Source organism: Ferruginibacter profundus (genome assembly GCF_054783275.1).
The window spans coordinates 1,461,612-1,484,027 of sequence record NZ_BAAGQW010000001.1 but is presented as its reverse complement, the minus strand read 5'-3'; the positions used below and the strand labels follow the sequence as shown (position 1 = coordinate 1,484,027).

The 22,416-nt window shown below is 39.2% G+C and carries 13 protein-coding genes; 9 read left to right on the top strand and 4 right to left on the bottom strand.

What is annotated here, in order from left to right:
* Window positions 1–18 precede the first annotated feature (18 nt).
* The 3 genes from ACYVM0_RS06235 to ACYVM0_RS06225 all read left to right on the top strand — a co-directional run bounded on the left by ACYVM0_RS06235 (window position 19) and on the right by ACYVM0_RS06225 (window position 9,183).
* Entirely contained in the window at window positions 19–4,431 is a 4,413-nt protein-coding gene (locus tag ACYVM0_RS06235) for a CusA/CzcA family heavy metal efflux RND transporter (protein ID WP_460554117.1), read from the top strand.
* An 11-nt stretch (window positions 4,432–4,442) separates the two neighbouring features.
* Window positions 4,443–5,579, top strand: coding sequence for an efflux RND transporter periplasmic adaptor subunit (locus ACYVM0_RS06230; protein WP_460554114.1), 1,137 nt, complete (start codon window positions 4,443–4,445; stop codon window positions 5,577–5,579).
* A gap of 106 nt (window positions 5,580–5,685) precedes the next feature.
* Window positions 5,686–9,183: a hypothetical protein gene (locus ACYVM0_RS06225; RefSeq protein WP_460554111.1), complete on the top strand. Its 3,498-nt coding sequence runs from the start codon at window positions 5,686–5,688 to the stop codon at window positions 9,181–9,183.
* 91 nt (window positions 9,184–9,274) lie between these two features.
* Here the strand turns inward: ACYVM0_RS06225 and ACYVM0_RS06220 are convergent, their stop codons facing one another.
* Window positions 9,275–10,282 carry a hypothetical protein gene (locus ACYVM0_RS06220; RefSeq protein ID WP_460554108.1) on the bottom strand — a complete coding sequence of 336 codons (1,008 nt, stop codon included), beginning with the start codon at window positions 10,280–10,282 and terminating at the stop codon, window positions 9,275–9,277.
* A gap of 227 nt (window positions 10,283–10,509) precedes the next feature.
* Here ACYVM0_RS06220 and holA point away from each other — a divergent pair, with 227 nt between their 5' ends.
* The 4 genes from holA (at window position 10,510) to ACYVM0_RS06200 (ending at window position 15,534) form a co-directional block, all read left to right on the top strand.
* A complete protein-coding gene (gene holA / locus ACYVM0_RS06215; RefSeq protein ID WP_460554105.1) occupies window positions 10,510–11,508 on the top strand; it encodes a DNA polymerase III subunit delta in 999 nt (332 codons plus the stop codon).
* A gap of 413 nt (window positions 11,509–11,921) precedes the next feature.
* On the top strand, window positions 11,922–12,110 hold the full coding sequence (locus tag ACYVM0_RS06210; RefSeq protein ID WP_460554102.1) for a hypothetical protein: 189 nt from the start codon (window positions 11,922–11,924) through the stop codon (window positions 12,108–12,110).
* 671 nt (window positions 12,111–12,781) lie between these two features.
* The gene (locus tag ACYVM0_RS06205; RefSeq protein ID WP_460554099.1) at window positions 12,782–13,315 is read left to right on the top strand and encodes a hypothetical protein; all 534 of its coding nucleotides are present in this window, start codon (window positions 12,782–12,784) and stop codon (window positions 13,313–13,315) included.
* A 26-nt stretch (window positions 13,316–13,341) separates the two neighbouring features.
* Entirely contained in the window at window positions 13,342–15,534 is a 2,193-nt protein-coding gene (locus ACYVM0_RS06200) for a hypothetical protein (RefSeq protein WP_460554096.1), read from the top strand.
* Window positions 15,535–15,565: 31 nt separating this feature from the next.
* Here the strand turns inward: ACYVM0_RS06200 and ribF are convergent, their stop codons facing one another.
* Entirely contained in the window at window positions 15,566–16,516 is a 951-nt protein-coding gene (ribF, locus tag ACYVM0_RS06195; RefSeq protein WP_460554094.1) for a bifunctional riboflavin kinase/FMN adenylyltransferase, read from the bottom strand.
* A gap of 130 nt (window positions 16,517–16,646) precedes the next feature.
* Here ribF and ACYVM0_RS06190 point away from each other — a divergent pair, with 130 nt between their 5' ends.
* Entirely contained in the window at window positions 16,647–17,852 is a 1,206-nt protein-coding gene (locus tag ACYVM0_RS06190; RefSeq protein ID WP_460554091.1) for an AIR synthase family protein, read from the top strand.
* A 115-nt stretch (window positions 17,853–17,967) separates the two neighbouring features.
* Here the strand turns inward: ACYVM0_RS06190 and ACYVM0_RS06185 are convergent, their stop codons facing one another.
* Together ACYVM0_RS06185 and ACYVM0_RS06180 are read right to left on the bottom strand one after the other, a co-directional pair.
* A complete protein-coding gene (locus tag ACYVM0_RS06185) occupies window positions 17,968–20,976 on the bottom strand; it encodes an N-acetylmuramoyl-L-alanine amidase (RefSeq protein WP_460554088.1) in 3,009 nt (1,002 codons plus the stop codon).
* 96 nt (window positions 20,977–21,072) lie between these two features.
* Window positions 21,073–21,429 carry a BlaI/MecI/CopY family transcriptional regulator gene (locus ACYVM0_RS06180; RefSeq protein WP_460554085.1) on the bottom strand — a complete coding sequence of 119 codons (357 nt, stop codon included), beginning with the start codon at window positions 21,427–21,429 and terminating at the stop codon, window positions 21,073–21,075.
* A 223-nt stretch (window positions 21,430–21,652) separates the two neighbouring features.
* Here ACYVM0_RS06180 and ACYVM0_RS06175 point away from each other — a divergent pair, with 223 nt between their 5' ends.
* Window positions 21,653–22,339 (top strand): cell division ATP-binding protein FtsE, encoded by a 687-nt coding sequence (locus tag ACYVM0_RS06175; protein WP_430988332.1) that lies wholly within the window; start codon window positions 21,653–21,655, stop codon window positions 22,337–22,339.
* The last annotated feature ends 77 nt before the right edge of the window (window positions 22,340–22,416 follow it).

Here is a 22,416-nt window from a genome sequence, read left to right as displayed (position 1 = left end):
GATTAAGACAGGAAAATTATGCTTAATAAAATCATTGCATTTTCTATCCGCAATAAATTAATTGTGGGTATAATGGTGCTGGTGCTCATCTTTTTTGGAGTGTATAGCACTACCAAACTACCAATAGATGCAGTGCCGGATATAACTAACAACCAGGTATTGGTAATCACCCCTTCACCTTCTTTGGGTGCTGCGGATATTGAAAGACTGATCACTTTCCCGATAGAACAATCTACCATTAATATTCCCGGTATAATAGAGCAACGCTCTTTTTCCCGCTTTGGATTATCGTTGGTAACAATTGTGTTTGACGACAACACGGATGTATACTGGGCAAGGCAACAGGTAAGTGAAAGATTGCTGCAAATACAAGTTCAGATACCACCGTCATTGGGCACACCAACATTGGGGCCGGTTACAACAGGGCTGGGAGAAATTTTTCAATACGTTGTAAAAGCAAGGCCCGGTTACGAAGGAAAATACAATTCGATGGAGTTACGTACCATCCAGGATTGGATCGTTCGCCGGCAATTACTTACAACAAAAGGTGTGGCTGATGTAAGCAGCTTTGGCGGAAAAATGAAACAGTATGAAATTGGCGTTAACTACGATAAATTAAAATCATACAACCTTACCATTGGTGATATTTTTTCGGCATTGGAAAAAAATAACCAGAATACTGGAGGTGCCTATATTGAAAAAGGGCCTACTGTTTTATTCATACGTAGCGAAGGATTAGTAAAAAATACAGATGATATTAATAATATTCCTGTAAAAACGCTGGCTGACGGAACACCTGTTTCAATAAGGGATGTGGCTGATGTGAATTTAGGAACAGCTACAAGGTATGGTGCCGTTTGTTACAACGACCGGGGGGAAGTAGCCGGAGCAGTAGTGATGATGCTGAAAGGAGCCAACTCTTCTAAAGTAATAAAAGATGTAAAAGAAAAAATTGCAGCAATAGAAAAACAATTGCCTGAAGGTATTATGATTGAACCATTTTTAGACAGAACAAAAATGGTGAACAATGCCATCAGCACAGTAGAAAAAAATTTAGTGGAAGGCGCATTGATAGTGGTGTTGATACTGGTGATTTTTTTGGGTAATCTCCGTGCAGGTTTGTTGGTAGCATCAGTTATTCCGCTGGCAATGCTGTTTGCCATTATAATGATGAACTTCTTTGGTGTAAGCGGCAACCTGATGAGCTTAGGTGCTTTGGATTTTGGATTGATCATTGACGGAGCTGTAATTATTGTAGAAGCAGTAATGCACCGGCTGCACCATAATAAAAATTTTGCAGGCCTGATAAAGATTGACCAGGATCAAATGAATGCAGAAGTTAATCATTCTGCAGGGAAAATGATGAATGCTGCGGTATTCGGGCAGATCATTATTTTAATTGTATATCTCCCTATTCTTTCATTACAAGGTATTGAAGGAAAAATGTTTAAACCAATGGCGCAAACAGTAGCGTTTGCAATAATGGGCGCATTTATTCTTTCGCTTACTTACATACCTATGATGAGTGCATTGGTGCTGAGTAAAAAAATTGCGGTAAAGAAAAATCCTGCAGATAAAATGATGGGATGGGTAGAGCGAATCTATAAAATCACATTAGAAAAAGTATTGCTGATACCAAAAACAGTGGTTGCTTCTTCGGTAGCTTTATTTATTGCGGCAGTAATTATTTTATTATCAATGGGTGGAGAATTTATTCCCAAATTAGAAGAAGGCGATTTTGCTGTAGATACCAGGGTATTAACGGGCAGTTCATTACCTACCACCATACAGGCAACACAACAGGCTTCACATATCTTACTGCAAAATTTTCCGGAAGTGGAAAAAGTAGTAACCAAAATTGGTAGTGGCGAAATACCAACAGATCCGATGCCGATTGAAGCATCTGACATGATGGTGGTTTTAAAACCGAAAGATAAATGGACCTCGGCAAAAACATTTGATGAGCTGGCCGAAAAAATGAGTAAGGCATTGGAAGATGTACCGGGTATAACAGCAGGTTTTCAATTTCCTGTACAGATGCGTTTTAATGAATTGATGACCGGGGGAAGGCAGGATGTAGTGTGTAAAATATTTGGTGAAGATATTGATACACTGGCTTTATATGCCGCAAAATTAGGTGCTGTTGCTACTACTGTAGATGGAGCAAAAGATATTTATGTAGAAGCCGTGACCGGCCTGCCACAGATAGTGATCAATTATAACAGGGCTGCATTGGCGCAATTTGGTTTATCTGTTGGCGAAGTAAATAAAACATTGCAATCTTCTTTTGCCGGTGCTGTAAGCGGGCAGGTTTTTGAAAAGGAAAGACGGTTTGACCTGGTAGTGCGGTTAAATAATAACAGCAGGCAGGATATTGCGGATGTACAAAATCTTTTAATAGCTACACCCAAAGGAGAACAGATTCCATTGCAGCAAGTTGCCAAAGTGGAGATAAAAGTTGGCCCTAACCAGATACAAAGAGAAAATGCACAACGCAGAATTACCATGGGCTTTAATGTAAGAGGTAAAGATGTGCAAACTGTGGTAAAAGAATTGCAGGATAAAATAGATAAACAGGTTAAACTTCCTACCGGTTATTACGTAACCTATGGCGGGCAATTTGAAAATTTAATAGCTGCAAAAAACAGGTTGAGTATTGCAGTGCCCATATCATTATTACTCATTTTACTGATGTTATATTTTGCCTTTAACTCTGTAAAGCATGGGTTGCTTATTTTTTCTGCTATTCCTTTATCTGCTATCGGTGGTATTATAGCCTTGTGGAGCAGGGGGATGCCTTTCAGTATTTCTGCAGGCATTGGCTTTATTGCATTGTTTGGTGTGGCAGTATTAAATGGGATTGTTTTAATTACGGAGTTTAACCAGTTAAAAGCAGCAGGTGTTATCAATATCAGGGAAAGAATTTTAAAAGGAACCAGGATTCGTTTACGCCCCGTGTTAATGACAGCGGCAGTAGCTTCTTTAGGTTTTATGCCCATGGCATTAAGCAATGGTGCAGGTGCAGAAGTACAAAGACCCTTGGCTACTGTGGTTATTGGCGGGTTGATAACTGCTACCATACTCACATTATTGGTATTACCGGTATTGTACCTGTGGTTTGAACATAATGATACCATTAAAAAACCAAAAAGAAAAATCACTATGCCAAAGTTTAAAAAGAAAAAATTCAATAATAAAAGTCCAATGAAAATAATATTGCTGTTACTGAGTTTACAATTCAGTACTGCAATTGTACATGCACAAACTGCAATAAGCTTAAAAGCAGCCATCGATTCCGCATTAAACCAAAATCCTGCAGCCATAGCTGCTACACTAAAAACAAGGTCGGCAAAAGCTTTTGAAACAACAGCTTATGATATTCCTTTTACCGGCATCAATGCTGAATTTGGCAAGATCAACAGTGTGTTCAATGATACCAAACTGGCGATATCACAAACTGTTTCATTTCCGGTAGTGTATAAACGGCAAAAAGAATTGCTGCAGGCGCATACACAATCTTTTGTGCTAAATGAAAACATCATTAAAGTGGAGTTGAAAAAGCAAGTGACCTACCTGTATTATCAGTTACTCGTTTTGCAAAAAAGGAGAGCACTTTTGTTAGGTGCTGATAGTTTGTTCCGGCAGTTTGCACAAAAACAGGAGCAGCGTTTTAAAGCCGGTGATGCCGGTATTTTAGAAAAGACTGCAGCAGCAACGCAACTGATGCAGGTGAGCAGCCAGCTTAACCAGTTAACAATTGATTATAATATTGTGCAGCTGCAATTGGGCAGGTTACTTCATTCCGGTACGCTTTTTATTCCTGCAGATGAAAAAATAAAAATTGAAGACAAGCAGTCGCCGGATTTATCCGCAGCAGTAAATTTTCCTGTTGTAAAATTAAAAGAACAGCAGCAGGATATTTCAGTAAAGGAAATTGAAGTGCATAAGGCCAAAAATCTGCCGCAGTTTACTATTGGCTATACTAACCAATCTATTGCAGGTATTCAAAATATCAATGGTGTGGATAAACATTTTACTGCTGCCAACAGGTTTTCTTCAGCAATGGTGGGCCTCAACGTTCCTCTTTTTAATAAGGCCAATAAAGCACGTATTGCGGCCGGTAAAATAAATTACAAAATAGCCAAAACAGAATACGAAGAAACGCTGAAACAACACGAATCAATGGTGCAACAGTTATTGCTTAAAAAAACGAAGCACCAGAGTCAACTGGCGTATTTTGAAACATCAGCCTTGTTACAGGCCCGGATTATTACCGAAAATGCCAACCTGCAGTTTGCCAATGGTGCCATCAATTATTTAGAATGGATCATGCTTACCAACCAGGCCATTGGCATACAGGCAGAATATATTACTGCCGTTTATGAATGGAATACTACTATCATTGAATTAAATGCTTATTCAAACAATTAATAAAGACCATTATGAAATATAAGTATCACATCACTGCTATTTTAACGCTTATACTGGCGGCATGCAATAGTAAAGAAAATAAGACCACAGAAAATAAAGCTACCGTTGTAAATGAAAATACAGTACTGCTTACTGAAGCACAGATTAAAAACGCCGGAATACAAACCGGCAGGCCACAGTTTGGCAGTATGAGTTCAACTTTAAAAGTAAACGGCCTGGTAGATGTGCCGCCGCAGAATATGGTCTCCATCAGTTTCCCTTTAGGTGGTTATTTAAAATCCACGCAATTATTGCCAGGTATGAAAGTGAGCAAAGGCCAGGCCATTGCAGTAATGGAAGACCAGGCACTTATTCAAATGCAGCAGGATTATTTAGTAGCCAGGTCAAAAGTTTATTTTTTACAAAAAGACTTTGAAAGACAAAGGACCCTGAACGAAACTAAAACCAGCAGCGATAAAGTATTGGAGCAAATTAATAATGAATACCAGGTGCAAAGGATTATGGTAAATAGTTTAAAGGAAAAATTACTGTTAGTGGGCTTGAATCCTGCTACATTAACCGAAAATAATATCAGCCGTTCTATCAATATCCATTCCCCGATAAATGGTTATGTAGCCGCAGTAAATGTTAACATTGGTAAATATGTAAATCCATCCGATATTTTATTTGAATTGGTGAATCCCTCTGATCTGCATTTTGCATTAAAAGTTTTTGAAAAAGATCTGCCCTTTATACAGATCGGGCAAAAAATAAAGGCACATCTTGCCAGCGATCCGGGTAAAACATTTGAAGCCGAAGTGATCCTGGTAAGTAAAAACCTCGATGCCAACCGGAGTGCTATGGTACATTGTCATTTTGAAAAGCCACAACAGGAGCTGTTACCCGGAATGTTTTTAAATGCCGAAATAGAATTAACTAATAATGCTGCAGTAACTGTACCTGAAGATGGGGTGGTAAGGTTTGGCGATAAGCAATATGTATTTCTGCAAAAAACCACCACACAGTTTGAAATGGTACCGGTAAAAACAGGAAATGCCGGCAACGGTATGATCGAAATTATTACGGAGCTGCCCGATTTTTCCACCGCTAACATCGTTATAAAAAACGCCTATGCGGTATTGATGAAAATGCAAAACAAATCGGAGTAATAATATAAATAGTGATATTTTCCGGGTGGCAGCGGCAGCAAAAAGATGATTTTGCCCGTCTTAAACAATAAATGGTAATTTTAGGCATTACTAATCAAAAAAACTGTTGAAGCACCCCGGGAAATACCTGTTTGTTGTACTGATATTTTTTGTGCACACTTTGTATGCACAAAATCCTGCGTCGCTTTCCAACCTGCGTAAAAAATTTGTACCGGTAACCAGCAATATTATAAAACTGGATACACTAAGCATTGTACCCAATTCTGTAAGTATTGCGAATGTATTGCCCGCTGCCTATAAAGTGGATGAAGTAAATGGTACCATCACCTGGATCAGCAAACCTGCTGTACCTTCAGTATGGATCACTTACAGGGTATTCCCTTACAAATTAAATGCAGTGGTAAAGCATTATGATTACGACAGTATCCGGTATAATTTCATCAACAACAACCCGGTAACTTTTAAAGTGAATAATAATCAGCAGGGAAATCCCCTGTTTGATTTTGGCAACGTAAAATCGGAAGGTAGTTTTGGCCGCGGTATTTCTTTTGGCAATAGCCAGGATGCAGTGGTCAACTCCAGCCTTAACCTGCAACTGAGTGGTTTTATAGGCGATAGTTTAGAATTGACGGCGGCCATTACCGATAATAATATTCCCATTCAGCCTGATGGGAATACGCAAGACCTGAGGGATTTTGATAAAATATATTTACAGATAAAGAAAAAAGGGTGGCAGGCCAATTTCGGCGATATTGATATCAGGCAAAGCAAAAATTATTTTCTCAATTTTTATAAACGTTTGCAGGGCGTTTCCTTTATAACCGAAAATAAGATCAGTAAAAAAATATCCAATTCATTATTGGTGAGTGGTGCAGTGGCCAAAGGAAAATTTACCCGCAATGTACTTACACCGGTAGAAGGCAACCAGGGGCCTTATCGTTTACAAGGGGCTAATTACGAAGTGTATTTTGTAATACTGGCAGGAACAGAAAGAGTGTTTATTGATGGCCAGTTATTGCAGCGAGGCGAAGACCAGGATTATGTGATGAACTATAACACGGCAGAGATCACGTTTACACAAAAACATTTAATTACCAAAGACAGCAGGATACAGGTAGAATTTGAATATGCTGACCGCAATTTTTTAAACGCACAGGCATATGCAAGCGATGAAGTGAATTTTAACAACAAGTTTTTTTTAAGTGTGGGTGCATTCAGTAATTCGGACGCCAAGAATTCTTCTATCAACCAGGTGCTGGATAATAAACAAAAACAATTCTTAGCCAATATAGGCGATGGTGTTGATACGGCGTTTTATGAAAATGCACAAAGAGATACTTTTTCCATTGATAAAATACTGTATAAAAAGATCGATACACTGTATAACACCAGTCTTCATGATTCTATTTATGTTTTTTCCACCAACCCCAACGATGTGTTGTACAGCCTTTCTTTTACTTATGTAGGAACGGGTAAAGGAAATTATATGCCTTTGCAAAATGCAGTGAATGGCAAAGTGTACGGCTGGGTTGCGCCGGATGTAAACAATAACAAACAAGGCGATTGGGCCCCGGTGATATTATTAGTATCACCAAAGAAACAACAGGTGATCACCATTGGAGGGGAATATTTATTTTCTTCCCGTTCAAAAATACGGGTGGAGGGTGCGATGAGTAATTATGATATCAATTTATTTTCTACAAAAGATAAAGGCAATGATAAAGGCTATGCGGCCAAATTACAATTTGAAAATAAGGATACAAAAATTGCACTGTTCAATACACCAATGAAGTTGCAGACTAACCTGGGCTACGAGTTTGTTCAAAAAAGATTTAAACCTTTGGAGCGTTTACGCAATGTAGAATATTTGCGTGACTGGAGTTTGCCTTTCCTGGTGAATCCTGCGGATGAGCATCTTGCTAATGCTGCTGTAAAAATTGCGGATGCCAGGGGTAATTATTATGGCTACGAAATTATCCGCTATCAACGCAGCGATCATTTCAGTGGCCTTCGCCAGCAGGTGAATAATTATACTGCTGTACAAGGCTGGAAGTTTACCAATTCTATCAGCTTAACCAATACTAACAGTGTGGAAGAACAGGGTATTTACTTCAGGCCTACTATTGATATCAGCAAAGAACTGGTAAAAATGAAGAAGATACAATTGGGCGTTAACTACAACAGCGAATATAACCGCCAACGTAATAAAGTAACAGATACTTTATCGCCATTGAGTTTTGCATTTACTATCTGGCAGGTGTACATTAAATCCAATCCGCAAAAAGCCAATAAATGGGGTGTTTCATACTTTACACGAAATGATCAGTTGCCTGTGCTGGCAAAATTGCAACAGGCAGACAAGAGTGATAATTTTAACTTCTTTACCGAAATATTAAAGAATGAAGACCGCCAGTTAAAATTAAATATTACGTATCGCAAACTGCATATCATCAATAATAATATCAGCAAACAAAAAGCAGATGAAAGTTTATTGGGGCGCTCCGAATATACTTTCAGGGAGTGGAAAGGACTATTGAATGGTTCGGTACTATATGAATTAGGAGCAGGGCAGGAGCAGAAAAGAGAATATACTTTTTTTGAAGTGCCTGCAGGCCAGGGCGAATATACCTGGATAGATTATAACGGCAATGGCATTAAAGAACTGAATGAATTTGAGATCGCTGTTTTCCAGGATCAACGCAAATATGTAAAACTGTTTACACCAAGCAATCAATATGTAAAAGCCAATTATATTCAGTTCAATTACAATGTAGATATCAATCCAAGATTTGTGATCAAATCAAATAATGCAAACGGCATTAAAAAATTATTGTACCGTTCTAATACCAGTTCCTCTTTACAGATCAATAAAAAAGATATCTCTACCGGTAAATTTCAATTCAATCCCTTTACCAGAAAACTCGTGGATACCACATTGCTGTCTTTAAATTCAATTTTAACCAACACGTATTTTTTTAATCGCAGTAATGTAAAATGGGGTTTTGATGTGACGCATTATTTATCCAACGGAAAAACATTACTGTCTTATGGATTTGAAAGCCGTAAAACAAGAAACCTCTCCGGAAAAATACGATGGAACTTCAGTAAAAACTTTTCTACCAATATCAATCTGCGCCAGTCGAAAAATGAATTGAATACCAGTGGTACCAAATTCAATAACCGCAATTATATAATTGAGCAAAATGCTGTTGAGCCCTCCATTGCGTATATCCATAAATCAAATTTCCGGTTAAGCCTGGCGTATAATTTCAGTAAAAAAGAAAATACGATAGACTCTATGGAAAAAGCCATTACACATGCTCTGATTGCCGAAATGCGCTACAATATTCTTAACAACAGTACGCTCAACGCTAAAGTAACATTGAACCAGATCAATTTTACAGCTTATCCCGGTGCAGCTAATACAACAGTAGGTTACGTATTGCTGGATGGTTTATTGCCCGGTAAAAACTATTTATGGAATGTGGAATACACCAAAAGACTGGCGGGTAATTTTGAAGTGAGTATACAATACGAAGGCCGCAAACCCGGTGAATCTAAAACGGTGCATGTAGGAAGGGCTTCTATCCGTGCCATCTTATAAAAATTGGGCCGGCGGTTTAAAACCGTTATGACCCCGTAAAAAAAATCGCCGCATTTTGTGATGCGGCGACTCTGATATAGATTGAAAATGATTAGCCAAATAATCCGCCTTTCTTAAAGCTTCTTACACCTTCACCAATTTTAAACCCGTTATTGTACACTTCAATTTTGTAATCACCGGTTTCAAAACTGCTGTTTTGTTTCCAGTCTACATTAATGGTCTGGCGCTGGCCCTGTGTATAATTGATCTCTACTTTTTGGGTAAAAAATTTATCCTCGCCTTCCCTGGTTTTAAAATTGCCCGAACCTAAAGCCTCTACTGTAACAGGATTTCCTTTAGGATCGGTGATGCAGATATAAATAGTTTTATTACCCGATTGAGTGATGCGGTTTTCATCCAGGTCAAAAGAGATGCGTAGCTTATCTACTCTTTTTGCAGTAGAAGTAGTTTTTTCTTTGCCGCTCTTTTTTTCGTTGATACCGGTAATAGAAAAATTGCTGGCGTGTAAAGTAGAACCGATATCAATCACGTCTTCTTTTTCCTTGATCACTGTTTTGGCATCTTCGGTTTCTTTTCTTGCCTGGTCTCTTTCTTTGGTAACGGCTTCTTTCTGCTGCGTTAAAACAATTTTTTCTCCTTCCAGGGTTTCAATTTGTGTTTTGTACCCGGTAATATCATCGTTCAATGAAGCAATCAAAGCTTTTGCCTGTGCCAGTTCTTCCTTGGTTGCATTTACCTTGGTAAGCAATTGCTGAATTTTGGTTCTCTTCTCTGCAATATCCCTGTCACGCTGGGTGATCACGCTGTCTTTAGCATGTACCATATCCGCACTCTGGGTCTTTATCATATCGTAGCGGGTAGTGGCATCATCCAGCTCTCTTCTCAATTCATCTTTGTCGCTGGTGGTTTTAGCCAGCTGTTCATCCTGTTTAATATCTTTTTCATGCACCTGGTTTTTATCATAAATAATATAGCCCCAGGTACCCAGTAATGCCAGTAGCAGGCCGCCGGTTAATAAATTACGCATGTTGTTCTTTTGCGGAGGCGGTGGCGCAGGCTGCTGTGGGTTTTCTGCGCTTGGGAAATTTTCGTAAGCCATAGTTGATGTAGGTTTTATAGTGGACAAATGTATTCATTCAATCAGTTAAAAAGAATGTAAATAGTCAGTTCTGTTAATATGTTAATAAATAAACGGTAGTTATCGCTGCCATTAACGGCTAAAATTATGCCAGTTTTGTGAGTTGAAACCCCGGCAGCGGTTACAAACCCTATCGGCGGTTGAGTGAAGGGCACGAACCCTTTAAAAATTCTTTTATCTTTGCCGCCATGAGTGCAGAAAAAATCATCGGCGACTGGAAAAAGAAAAGCTTTAAACCGCTGTACTGGCTGGAAGGAGAGGAAGATTACTATATTGATATGGTAGTGGATTACGCCGAGCATAAAATTTTAGACGAAGCAGAAGCCGGTTTTAACCTCACTGTTTTTTATGGCCGTGATGCAGAATGGACGGCCGTGGTAAATGCCTGCAAACGTTACCCCATGTTTGCGGAGCGGCAGGTGGTATTGCTGAAAGAAGCCCAGCAAATGAAGGATATTGAAAAACTGGAAAGCTACATTGAGCATCCTTTAAGCTCCACCGTTTTTGTGGTGGCGTATAAAACCAAAACACTGGATAAGCGTACCAAACTCAGTAAGCTTTTAAAACAAAATGCCGAAGTTTTTGTATCCGATAAATTAAAAGATTTTAAGGTTAATGAATGGATAAAGGAAATGGTGACCAGCAAGGGATATTCCATTACGTCCAAAGCTGTGATATTGCTGGAAGAACATATCGGCAATGACCTCAGCCGCATGGCCAACGAAATTGATAAGCTTTCCATCAACCTAAAAGGCCGAAAGGAAATTACTGAAGATGATATTGAAAAATTCATCGGCATCAGCAAAGAGTATAACGTTTTTGAATTGCAGGCAGCCATTGCAAAAAAAGATCTGGCTAAAGCAATAAAAATTATTCAATATTTTGAAGGCAATCCTAAAGCTGCACCTATACAAATGGTATTGCCTGCCTTGTATGCCAACTTCAGTAAAGTATACACTGTATTTGGCATGAATGATAAAAGCGAAGCGGCACTAAAACCTCATTTTTATTTTAATGCCACCGCTGTAAAAAATGCTTTGGAAACGATACGCCTGTATGGTTACGAAGGCGTGGAAAGAATTTTATTATTACTGCACCATTACAACTTAAAAGGTGTTGGAGTTGGCGATACCGGTACTTCTGATGCGTCACTGATGAAGGAGATGGTGGTAAAGATGATTGCTTAAATCAAAATCGCTTACAGCAATGTTGTATTTTGGAACAGACAGTATTTCTTTGTTCAGCTTCGGTGGCGTCGCACTCTTGTACAGGATATCTTTATTGAACTTTGATTGTGTTTTATGGGGGATATTTTTTTCTAATGTCACCTCTTCGGGGGGAGTACATTTAAATTAATATTGTTGTCTATTGTAACTCCAGTCTTCCGGGCTTTTGATCCCGAAGGGGTGAAATTAAATGTCGTATGCTTAGGGATAGTTATCAGCAAAGAAAAATTATGAAATAAATATAGCATTTGCAATAGCTAACTATGAGAAACAGGAATAGGCATGCCAATAAAAGTTCAAGCGGAAATGAAACTGAAAAATCCGGAATGCAAATCCGGCCAATACCCTTATATGGAATTTTAATCTGTGGCATAGTGATAACAATTGTCGGGCTCTATTTATTTTTTACAGAAACCGTTGCAAGTGGTTATGTAACTCCCGGAAAACTTTCAGGCTATAGTGGTACTTCGGTTGCGCTTAATGGTAAGTCTGCAATAATTTTTGGTTTGGCAATTTGCCTTTTCCCGGTGTACCAGTTGATCGTACAGCGAAAGAAAAGATAATTGCTTAGAGGCAGTAGCGCTTTCAGCAATCTGAATTCTTTTTTCTTTCGCCCGGCTCCAATAATTCTCAGGCATCTGTGGTGCTCAAATTAAAAGTAAAATCTCATGCATTAGTGTGGCGCTATCCACAAAAAAATACCACGTTTAGGGTATTGTAAAGAGTATAGGCTTACTATACTTTTACTTTAGTCAATAAGTAATCATTGCAGAAAAGACAATCAAACAATAATTTTTGAGATATTACAGTAACGGGTACTCTTGATCTGCGGCAGGTCATTTTCTAAATCAAATCCTGTAAACCAGGCTATCCGGCAAGAGACAAATATTTCTATACAGGTATTAATTACCCGGCACTAAGTAAAACAGGTGATTACTATCATGCAGTGTTATGTAGGCAGCCGCCTGTTAGGGTACAAACCGGAAAGTTAATTTAAAAAGCAGTTGCAAAATAAAAGGGTATTTGTTATCGGTAGTTTTAAAATTTTACAGTAAATAAAAGCTGAATTGCTGTTGTTTTTCCGTCTCTTACCTTATCCTGTTATCATAAGCCAGAGTTATAGTAATTAAACTTAGTTGCAATTATGCAGGGGTATTTTATTGCCCTGTATAAAAGCAATAAAAAAGGATGCTGTATGCAGGTAAACAATATTTTAAATTATAAAACTTGAATAATGGAAAATTTAAAAATGAATGCCAATTTATTGGCACAAAATTTAACGGAGTCTGCAAATTATGACAAGCCTGTGAAAGCAATAGTGCCGCAGGGTAGTAATCAAAACCTGAACATACGGGTATTGGCAGCTTCAAGTGATGTATCAAAACTGAATTTGTTTAACAAATGCAATCCCCGAAAACAATTGGATGGCAAAGACCGGTTAATAACAGTATTGCCGGAAGGCCTGAAAAAAATTTTTAATGAAGCCAATAAAAAAATGACTGATTGGCTGAGTAAATCGGAGGATAATGTAAAATCCTACCTGCATGATCCGGTCGGAGCTTTAAAAGCGGCGGGTGTTGAATTAGCAAGAACAGATCAAAAAGAACTCTCCAGGAATTTTGAGGAATTTAAATCAGTTACGTTGCTAAGCCCCGGCCTCAATTTAAATCAATTCACTACTAAATACAAAACCGGTACCATAACTAAAACAAACCACAACCATGACGATAATACTGGTAATGGTGTTTGTGGATGCGGTTGCAAATAATATTATTAAAAATAAAAAATAAAAAAATGGCACAAGACAGAACTTCAGGCTATGATATGTTGGTACAGATATCAGAGGCTGAAATAAATAACCAATTGGCAACGGCTTTTTTAGCAGGATCAATAATTCCTGCAAGTATGAGTGTACCGGTAAATTCAGGAGGTTTGGTGGGTAATGCCGCTCTTAATTTCAGAACTCCCGTAGCTGACCTGGACCGGCCCAGGCCTAAGATGGGCATCACCATTCCGTTTGTTAATTCTCAACTGGCACTAACTGCACCTGCGCCGGTAACTATTGCGCCTGTAAGTGGCACAATAACCATAGTGGATGATATACAGGTATTGGATGAGGTTACTACGCAAACGGTAGTAATGGACTTTAACAGTGGTGCGCCAAATGTATCCGTAGCTTTTGATGCTGCTTCGCAGGCTTTATTAGCGCCATTTCTTGCAATAGCAGGAATGACCTTACTGCAGGCACAAAACCTTGTTGCCGGTATGGTACTCCAGGAACTTCAGAATAATCTTCACCAGATTGAATTATCACCACCAATCCCGGTATCGGATGATACTAACCCAACCACGGTTTTTGATATTGATGTAACTACTATCAACGATACGTCTGCAGCAGACAGGGATTGTATTGTGCTGGGAATAAAAATGGCCAGCGATTCGGGAGGTAATATAAATACTGCCACTACTAATTTTATTCCTGCAGGCAGCCAGTCCCTGGTTATGATGAGTAACTTTTGGTTGCTGGCAAGGGTAATGCGGCCAAGGGTGGCAAGTGCATTAGGCCTTGCCGTTAGTGACCTTGATACGCCCCTCCGTTTAAACAGAAATGTACCGGCACCGGGTGGAAGAGGTACCTTAACAAGACTTGAGGCAAGGATAGATGGTAACCGGATTAGGGTTGATGGAAGAGCAACTGATTCGGGTACTGGTTGGTCGGCAGAGTCTAATTTCTTTTTCTTTATAGACATTTCTTTATCGGGAGGTGCGCTTAACATTACTGCCACCACACCTGATGTGGATACCGATGTAGATCTTGAATGGTGGGTATGGCTTACTACCTTAGGCTTAGGAGGTCTGTTTTTTGGCATTGCAGGCGTAATCGTTTCTGCAATAGTACTTGCTATTGTGGAAGCAGTAGCAGAAGGCATTGTAGACAATCTTATATCAGATGGTATCTCAGGCTCGTTGGGTGCCATTCCTTCCATTCCATTAGGCCCTATTGGCAGCGGATTAACTATGACCAGTGTGCTATTAGATGACCTGGAATTGAGGTGCGCTATCCTCAGGTCTATTACAGTACCTGTTAAAAGCCAGGGGCAGTATTCATCTCTGCAAGGTTTTGCACTGGATCTGGAAACCGGGAACATAAGAGCCACTGCGGTAAGGGCAACAGATCTTATCTGGAATCCATCTTCCGGTATCAGTATAGGCAATACAGCCGGACTAACGGTTACCAATGTACACTATAACACTTTAACGCCGGTGCAAATTTCCAACATGGCATTGAACCGTACGAATATTCCGTCAGGTATGATACCGCTAACATTTCCTGCCACATTACCATTCTTTCCTCATGATGAAATTGTATTTGGTGTAAGAACTGCCGAAGGAAGACTGGCGAAAGTAAAAGCATGGCGTTCATTGATGGAAGGCGGAGCGATAAAATTAGAATGGGTAACATATGATACACCAATACCATCGTTGGAAATTACATCTAAATGGCTGGCTGCCGAAAGAGGCGAGGTAAAGGAATATATCACCGATGATTGCCGGTTCTGCCGTTCCAGCCAGGTAAGGTGGAGAGGGATTTTTGAAGCCAAATCCAAATTAATGGCTTTCCCTATAGATTATGAATGGTGCTTCTGTGGCCAGGTATTGAAAGATGCGGAAGGCGAAATTTCTTACCTGGGTAACAAACTGTCCTATAAAGTGAACAGGAATAAACTGGTTATTGAAACCACAACACTGGGGCAAAATATTAATTGCGAACTTTGTGTAAGTGCAATTGATAACAGGGGACAGGAATTATTTGTTTGCACTAAAGTTGTCAAATCGGGTCTTGATGTTAAATGCCGGAAATGTGGTGAAAAGAAACCACTCGTTGATTTAATATACCAGCCGATCGATTACAAATTAGTTAACTGGAGACCTTTGTTAAGTGAAGCGGTAATGTTATCCCGTAAAGATATCCTTCAGGTAAAATAGCATGTCAATAATGATTAAGGAGTGAAGTGTGTCACTCCTTAATCATTTCAGGGATCATAGGAATAGCTTTCAAGCTATCCAGCTTATCCTGGTGCAATTGTTGTTTCAATGCTTCCAGGCCATCAAATTTTACTTCGCTGCGTAAATATTTTACTACGTATATCCGTATGATGGTTCCGTAGATATCTTTTTCAAAATCAAAAAGGTTCACTTCAGTTACACGCTTTTTACCATTTACGGTAGGCCTGAAACCAATACTCATCATGGCTTTGTAGCGGGTGCCATCTACTTCGGCATACACGGCATAAATACCATCGCCTAAAACAATTTTTTCTTCATCAGTGCTTTTAAGGTTGGCAGTAGGGTAGCCAATGGTGCGGCCGATCTTATCGCCATGTATTACTTCGCCTTCAAAAAAGAAAGTGTACCCCAGGAGTTTATTGGCATCTTCAATATGCCCGTGTAAAATGGCCTCCCGGATATTGCTGCTGCTTACTTTTATAGTATCCAGCAAATGCACCGGAATTTCCATCAGCCGGTAATTGTACACCACGGCTTTTTCTTCCATCAGTTTATAATCGCCGCTGCGTTCTTTACCAAAGCGATGGTCGTAACCGATGATGATGGTATGCGGATGGCATTTATCCACTAAAAAATCGCTGATGTATTCTTCAGCCGTTTGGTTGGCGAAATAATCCGTAAAAGGTACTACCACCAGGTGATCCACCCCGGCATTGCCGATCAGTTCAATTCTTTCGGCAAGGGTATTGATCAACCTGATGCCCGTAACCGCCGAAGACACTACTTTGCGTGGATGCGGATGAAAAGTGATGATGACAGATTCGCCCCCGGCTGCCGCCGCCTCGGCCTTAAGCGTATTGATAATTTGCTGGTGGCCGGTGTGTACGCCATCAAAAGTGCCGATGGTGAGAACCGCATTTTTAAAAACGGGCAATTGGGTAATATCGTAATGTACCTGCATATTTTGGAGTTGCAAATTAATGGATAATTATTTAATGGATAATGGATAATTCATTTGTAATTTGCGCCCTGAAATGAAACAGGAGGTGGCGTCAAATCCACAATCGGAAATCTAAAATCTACAATCAACAATGTCCCTTTACGCTAAACGTGGTGTTTCTGCCCAAAAAGAAGAAGTTCATGCCGCCGTTAAAAACCTCGACCAGGGTTTGTTTCCCCATGCATTTTGCAAAGTATACCCCGATTTTTTAGGCGGTGATAATAGTTTTGTAAATATCATGCATGCCGATGGTGCAGGTACCAAAAGCATCCTGGCTTATTTATATTGGAAAGAAACGGGAGATATTTCCATCTGGAAAGGCATTGCACAGGATGCTATTGTAATGAACCTGGACGATTTATTGTGCGTGGGCATTTACGATAATATTGTTTTTAATTCCACCATCGACAGGAACAAAAATTTAATACCCGGCGCTGTGCTGGAACAAATTATCAGCGGCAGCCAGGAATTATTTGATACCTTAAAAACATTTGGTGTACACATTCATTACCTGGGTGGCGAAACTGCCGATGTGGGTGATGTGGTACGTTCTGTTGCTGTTAATGGTACTATGACCTGCCGCTGGCCAAAAGATAAAATCATCAGCAACGATAAAATAAAAGCGGGACATGTGATTGTTGGTTTTGCCAGCTACGGGCAAGCGACTTACGAAAACGAATACAACAGCGGTATTGGCAGTAACGGCCTTACCAGCGCAAGGCATGATGTGCTGGGCAAATTTTATGCAGACAATTTTAAAGAAAGTTATAACACCGGTTTGGATGAAGCAGTGGTGTATATTGGCAAACATCGCTTAACAGATGTGGTAACGACAAACGACGGGCAACAGACCACGATAGGTAAACTGATCCTTAGCCCTACAAGAACTTTTGCGCCGGTAATGCAGGCATTGCTGACCCATCATTTTGATAAGATACACGGTGTGATACATTGCAGTGGCGGCGGGCAAACCAAGTGTATGAAGTATTTACCGGAAGCATGGTCAGACGGGACGTCAGACCATGCAAGACACCTGAGGGTAATAAAAGATAATTTATTTGAAGCCCCCGAGATCTTCAACATCATTCAGCAAAACAGCGGCAGCAACAACAGGGAAATGTATGAAGTGTTTAACATGGGGTGCCGCCTGGAAATTTATTGTGATGCATCCGATGCTGATACAATGATTGCCGCCGCAAAGGCATATGGAATAGACGCACAGATCATTGGCAGGGTAGAAGCCGGTGACAAAAAAGAACTGGTAATAAAAGTAAAGGGAGAAGAGATCGTGTATTAAGATACTATACTTAGGAATAAATAAAAAGGAGAACCAGGTTCTCCTTTTTTAATAAGCAGTTTTTAATGGCTATACACTTTTCAAAAACTAACTTCTGGTGGTAATTAGTATCAGGCTATTTGTTTTTTGTTATAGCTTTTTTTTCGTCGTCGGCTGTAATTAAAAATGTAATAGGTTGCTTGCGGTATGCAGTAACCGTATGGCCGTTTTGTACTGCAGGTAACCATTTGGCACTCTTCTTAATCAGGTCGACACAATGCTGTGCGGTTTTAGTACCCGGGTAGTTTAAAGCGGTAACATCGCTTACACTACCATCGGTATGCACTATAAACTGAATGATGATGGTGTAAACGCCTGCTTTCCATCCTTCATTCACAGGTATGGCAGGGTTGAGATTTTTAGAGAGGTATTTTTTCCATCCATCCAAACCATCGCCATATATTGATTCCACTTCTACTTTGGTAAATATTTTGTCATCACCTGTAGCAATATTATCAAATAATGAATAGGTTACCCCTTCAATGGTTCTCATTCCATCGGCATCACTTTTTACTCTTACATTATCAAATGTTACGGCAGTACCGGGTTCACATCTATCAATATATTCTTTCAAAGGTTGCAGAGAAGTACCGGTTAAATTAACTACTGCTACTTTGGAAAAACCGATGCCGGAAAAATACACGGTTGCACTGATAAAACTACATCCGGCTGAAACTTTTACTTCTGTTTGTTTTTTAAATTCATTTACATCCACACGTGGTCTGTAAAGTTCTCCAACAGAAAATCGGGGGTATTGCCTTACCTGTGCTGTTGTAGATTTATATCCCTGAACTGTGATTGGTTCAAGAGATGATACGGTATTTTTTTTAGTAGTAATTTCAATAACACCTGCTTTGCCTGTATCTCCGTATTTACCTGTAGCAGTCAGATCTTTTAAAACGTTGATACTTTCAATATTATCAGGCGCAATACTATTGAGATTATAATTATCGTTTTGCACTTTGCCATCAATTACATACAATGGATTTTCTTTTTTATAACCGGTTACCACCACTTCCTGTAACGGATCGGCTTTTAAGGTTACGTTAATAACAGCTTTTTTCCCTTTGGCATCCATTACATCATTCAGTTTCTCGCCTTTAAAAATAGTAACAGCACTTATCCTGGCCGGGTCCAATGCATTTAATTCTGCAACTGTGGATTGTTTTTGTTCAATATAGATCGTTGCATCAGAAAGGTCTCCCTTCAATGCAGTTTTATTACCCGATAATTTTAAAGAATTATTTTTCTCATCCACATAAATTGAATCTGCAGTAATACATAACACTTCTTTAATAGTTAGTTTTATAACCCCATATTTTCCTTTGTCGCCGTAAATTTTTTGTGCTTCTGCAGGGTTGTAAGTCACCAGGCTGCTGTATTGCACGTTACTTTTTTCAACATAATCCATACCTACATTGCCCATCTCTCTGGAATCCACAATTACCAGTGCTTTTGTTTTATAGGCCGCTGTTTTAAAATAATTGGTATCTGCATATTGCGTATTGATGTATATGGCATTACCAGGTAACCCTTTACTAAAAACATCGGTAACTAAAACCGGAGTGGTGGTTTGCAAATTACCAACCGCATATTTTTCTATAGCGTTTAAAATATTTTTAGCGATCGTTTCTTTTCCTTTGGCCGATTGCAGGTACGCAGCATCTTTTTTGTTATTTACCAGGCCGGTTTCTATATACACAGAAGGGCAGGTGTTATGTTCCAGTGTATACAATGTTCTTTTAACCAGCTCCTGCGAAACCGGTAGTTCATAATTGCTTTTGAATTCATTTAAAACGGCGGAGCCAAATATTTTGCTTTGTGTGGCATTGGGAGCTTCATCGTTGCCTATTAATAATTTCAAACCACTTTTGTCATCCATCGGGTCGCCGAGATGGTACTCTTTTTCTGCAGCCGTTGCAGTGGCTCCGGCATGTAATGTTATATAAATTGCTGCATTGTGGCTTTTGGCAAATGCTGCCTTTTGTTCTTTGGTAAGAAAAATATCGGTTTCTTTTGTCAACACAATTTCAATATCGGCATTGGTATTAAGTTCTTTAATTGCTTTGGCAAGGGAAAGGGTGATGTCTTTTTCCAGGATGCTGCCATCAGTGCTCTTTGCACCTCCATCTTTTCCGCCATGGCCTGCATCAATTACAACGGTTAATTTATTGCCATGATAGAGATGATTGATGGGTTTTGCTTTAAAAGTAAAAGCAGCAAAAATTAATACCAGCAGTGGCAATACCATCACCCTGCCAACATAATTTACTTTGGGGTTTTTGTTTTTTGTAAGCATAAGCAAGCGGCGTTTTACGGGAGAATAGAAAAAATTATTGGTCAACTGAAACCGGTGCTGCGGATAAGTGGCCTGCAATATCATGGCAGCAAAAGCAGCAGTATCACTATCTTCCACGGCTTTTTTATCAGCAATAAATTCGTGTATCATATTCAGCTCTTTGCGGTACAGCCAGTAAAAGGGGTTGCACCAGAAAAATATCAATACCAGGTTAATGAATAATTTATCGTAAGTATGTTTTTCCTCTACATGTGCCACTTCGTGTTTAAATATCTGGTTACCGGTAATGGTTTCCATATCAATATTATGGTTCCAGAAAATATAATTTAAAAAAGAAAAGGGCGTGCTTTTGGCATCGGTATTAATAAATGATATTTTATCGATGGTTTGTTTGGGATATTTTTTCAGCAAATTAAAAATAACAAATAAAGTATGCAGGAAAACAGTCAACAAAACAAGCGATACCAGCAGGTATGCAAAAGGATACAATTGTGTTACATCAAAACTTTCGGCATTGTTACCCGAACTTACAGTGATATTATCCATATACTCATCGCCACTGCTTACTACCTGTAATACTTTAATTACACCGGAAGGTTGATCGGCAGCAGGCTGCCAGAAATTAATTTTTATCAATGGCAGTAATAAGGATAGCAGCACCGATACCATCAGGTAAAACCGGTTGTACTTATGAAAAACTTTATTACGCAACAGCAACCAGTAATAAACGTACAATATACCGGAGCAGATAATTACTTTTAAAAGATAATAAGCAAGTGGTAGCATTTTTTTACTTGTTAGTTGTTAGTAAATAGTTGCCAGTACCAGGTGTTGCCCGGCATTTATAACCTGGCACCTGTAAACCAACAACGGTCAACTGTTCTATTTTTTCTTCAACTGTTTCAATAGTAATTCCAGTTCGTCCAGGCTGATATTGTTTTCTTTTACCATAAACGAAACGGCATTGCTGAAGCTGCCTTCAAAATAACCTTTCACCAGGCTCTTCATGGTGCTTTTACTGTACGTTTCTTTACTTACCAACGGGTGGTACTGGTGTGTTCTGCCAAATACGGTGATGCCAACAAATTCTTTATCCACCAGTATTTTTATAATAGTAGCCACCGTATTACTGTGTGGCTTCGGGGCAGGCAATTCGTCAAGGATCTCTCTTAAAAATGCTTTCTCTAATTTCCATATCACCTGCATGATCTGCTCTTCTGCTTTAGTTAAATTTTTCATTGTTGTTGATTTATGCTTGGTATTGTAAACTTAAAACTAATATCTTAGTTGTACAACTATTTTTTTAGTTATTCACATTTTTTAACAAATGGTGAGGAAAATATATTTTAATGTAGCAGCAGTAAAAGCTAAATTTGCCACACTGGCTAAACTGTCAGCCTTTATTGCACAAGTTACATTGTAATCTTATGCCGGAACAAAAGCACTAAACACCAAGTTAACCATGTCTCAATCGATTGTTGAATTAAAGAATGTAAATATTTACCAGGGCAACAGCCTTATTTTAAGTGATGTTAATATCAGTATTGATAAAGGAGAATTTGTATACCTGGTGGGTAAAACCGGTACCGGTAAAAGCAGTTTGCTTAAAACCATGTACGGCGACCTGCAGTTAACAGAAGGCGAAGGTTGGGTAGTGGGCCATAACTTAAAAGAACTGACCTGGAAGACCGTTCCTTTTTTAAGGCGTAACCTGGGTGTGGTATTCCAGGATTTTCAATTGCTTACTGACCGGAATGTAAATGAGAATTTGAAATTTGTGTTGAGGGCAACCGGCTGGCAGGATGTAAAATTAATGGACGAAAAAATTGCTGATGTACTGGATAAAGTGGGTTTAAAAACAAAGGGTTTTAAAATGCCTTTTGAATTAAGCGGTGGCGAACAGCAAAGGGTGGATGTGGCAAGAGCGCTGTTAAATTCTCCTAAATTAATATTGGCCGATGAGCCTACGGGAAACCTTGATCCCGAAACCAGCGACGAAATTATGCAGTTGCTGTTTCATATCTGCCGCGACTACAATACTACCATCATCATGGCTACACATGATTATATGGTGATCAATAAATTTCCTGCAAGAATGCTGAAGACCGAACGGAATAAGGTTTGGGATAATGCTACAATAGAAATGTAAGGGCGTGAATGGTGAATCGTCAGTCGTGAGTAGAATATTCTGTTCAAAGTTTTTTTTTGTATTTGCAGACGGAACAA

Excerpts from the sequence above, each read along its gene's own strand:
- ACYVM0_RS06200 (WP_460554096.1), top strand. The coding sequence starts at position 13,342 with ATGGCACAAGACAGAACTTCAGGCTATGATATGTTGGTACAGATATCA.
- ribF (WP_460554094.1), bottom strand. The coding sequence starts at position 16,516 with ATGCAGGTACATTACGATATTACCCAATTGCCCGTTTTTAAAAATGCG.
- holA (WP_460554105.1), top strand. The coding sequence starts at position 10,510 with ATGAGTGCAGAAAAAATCATCGGCGACTGGAAAAAGAAAAGCTTTAAA.
- ACYVM0_RS06190 (WP_460554091.1), top strand. The coding sequence starts at position 16,647 with ATGTCCCTTTACGCTAAACGTGGTGTTTCTGCCCAAAAAGAAGAAGTT.
- ACYVM0_RS06180 (WP_460554085.1), bottom strand. The coding sequence starts at position 21,429 with ATGAAAAATTTAACTAAAGCAGAAGAGCAGATCATGCAGGTGATATGG.
- ACYVM0_RS06230 (WP_460554114.1), top strand. The coding sequence starts at position 4,443 with ATGAAATATAAGTATCACATCACTGCTATTTTAACGCTTATACTGGCG.
- ACYVM0_RS06185 (WP_460554088.1), bottom strand. The coding sequence starts at position 20,976 with ATGCTACCACTTGCTTATTATCTTTTAAAAGTAATTATCTGCTCCGGT.
- ACYVM0_RS06235 (WP_460554117.1), top strand. The coding sequence starts at position 19 with ATGCTTAATAAAATCATTGCATTTTCTATCCGCAATAAATTAATTGTG.
- ACYVM0_RS06175 (WP_430988332.1), top strand. The coding sequence starts at position 21,653 with ATGTCTCAATCGATTGTTGAATTAAAGAATGTAAATATTTACCAGGGC.
- ACYVM0_RS06220 (WP_460554108.1), bottom strand. The coding sequence starts at position 10,282 with ATGGCTTACGAAAATTTCCCAAGCGCAGAAAACCCACAGCAGCCTGCG.
- ACYVM0_RS06205 (WP_460554099.1), top strand. The coding sequence starts at position 12,782 with ATGGAAAATTTAAAAATGAATGCCAATTTATTGGCACAAAATTTAACG.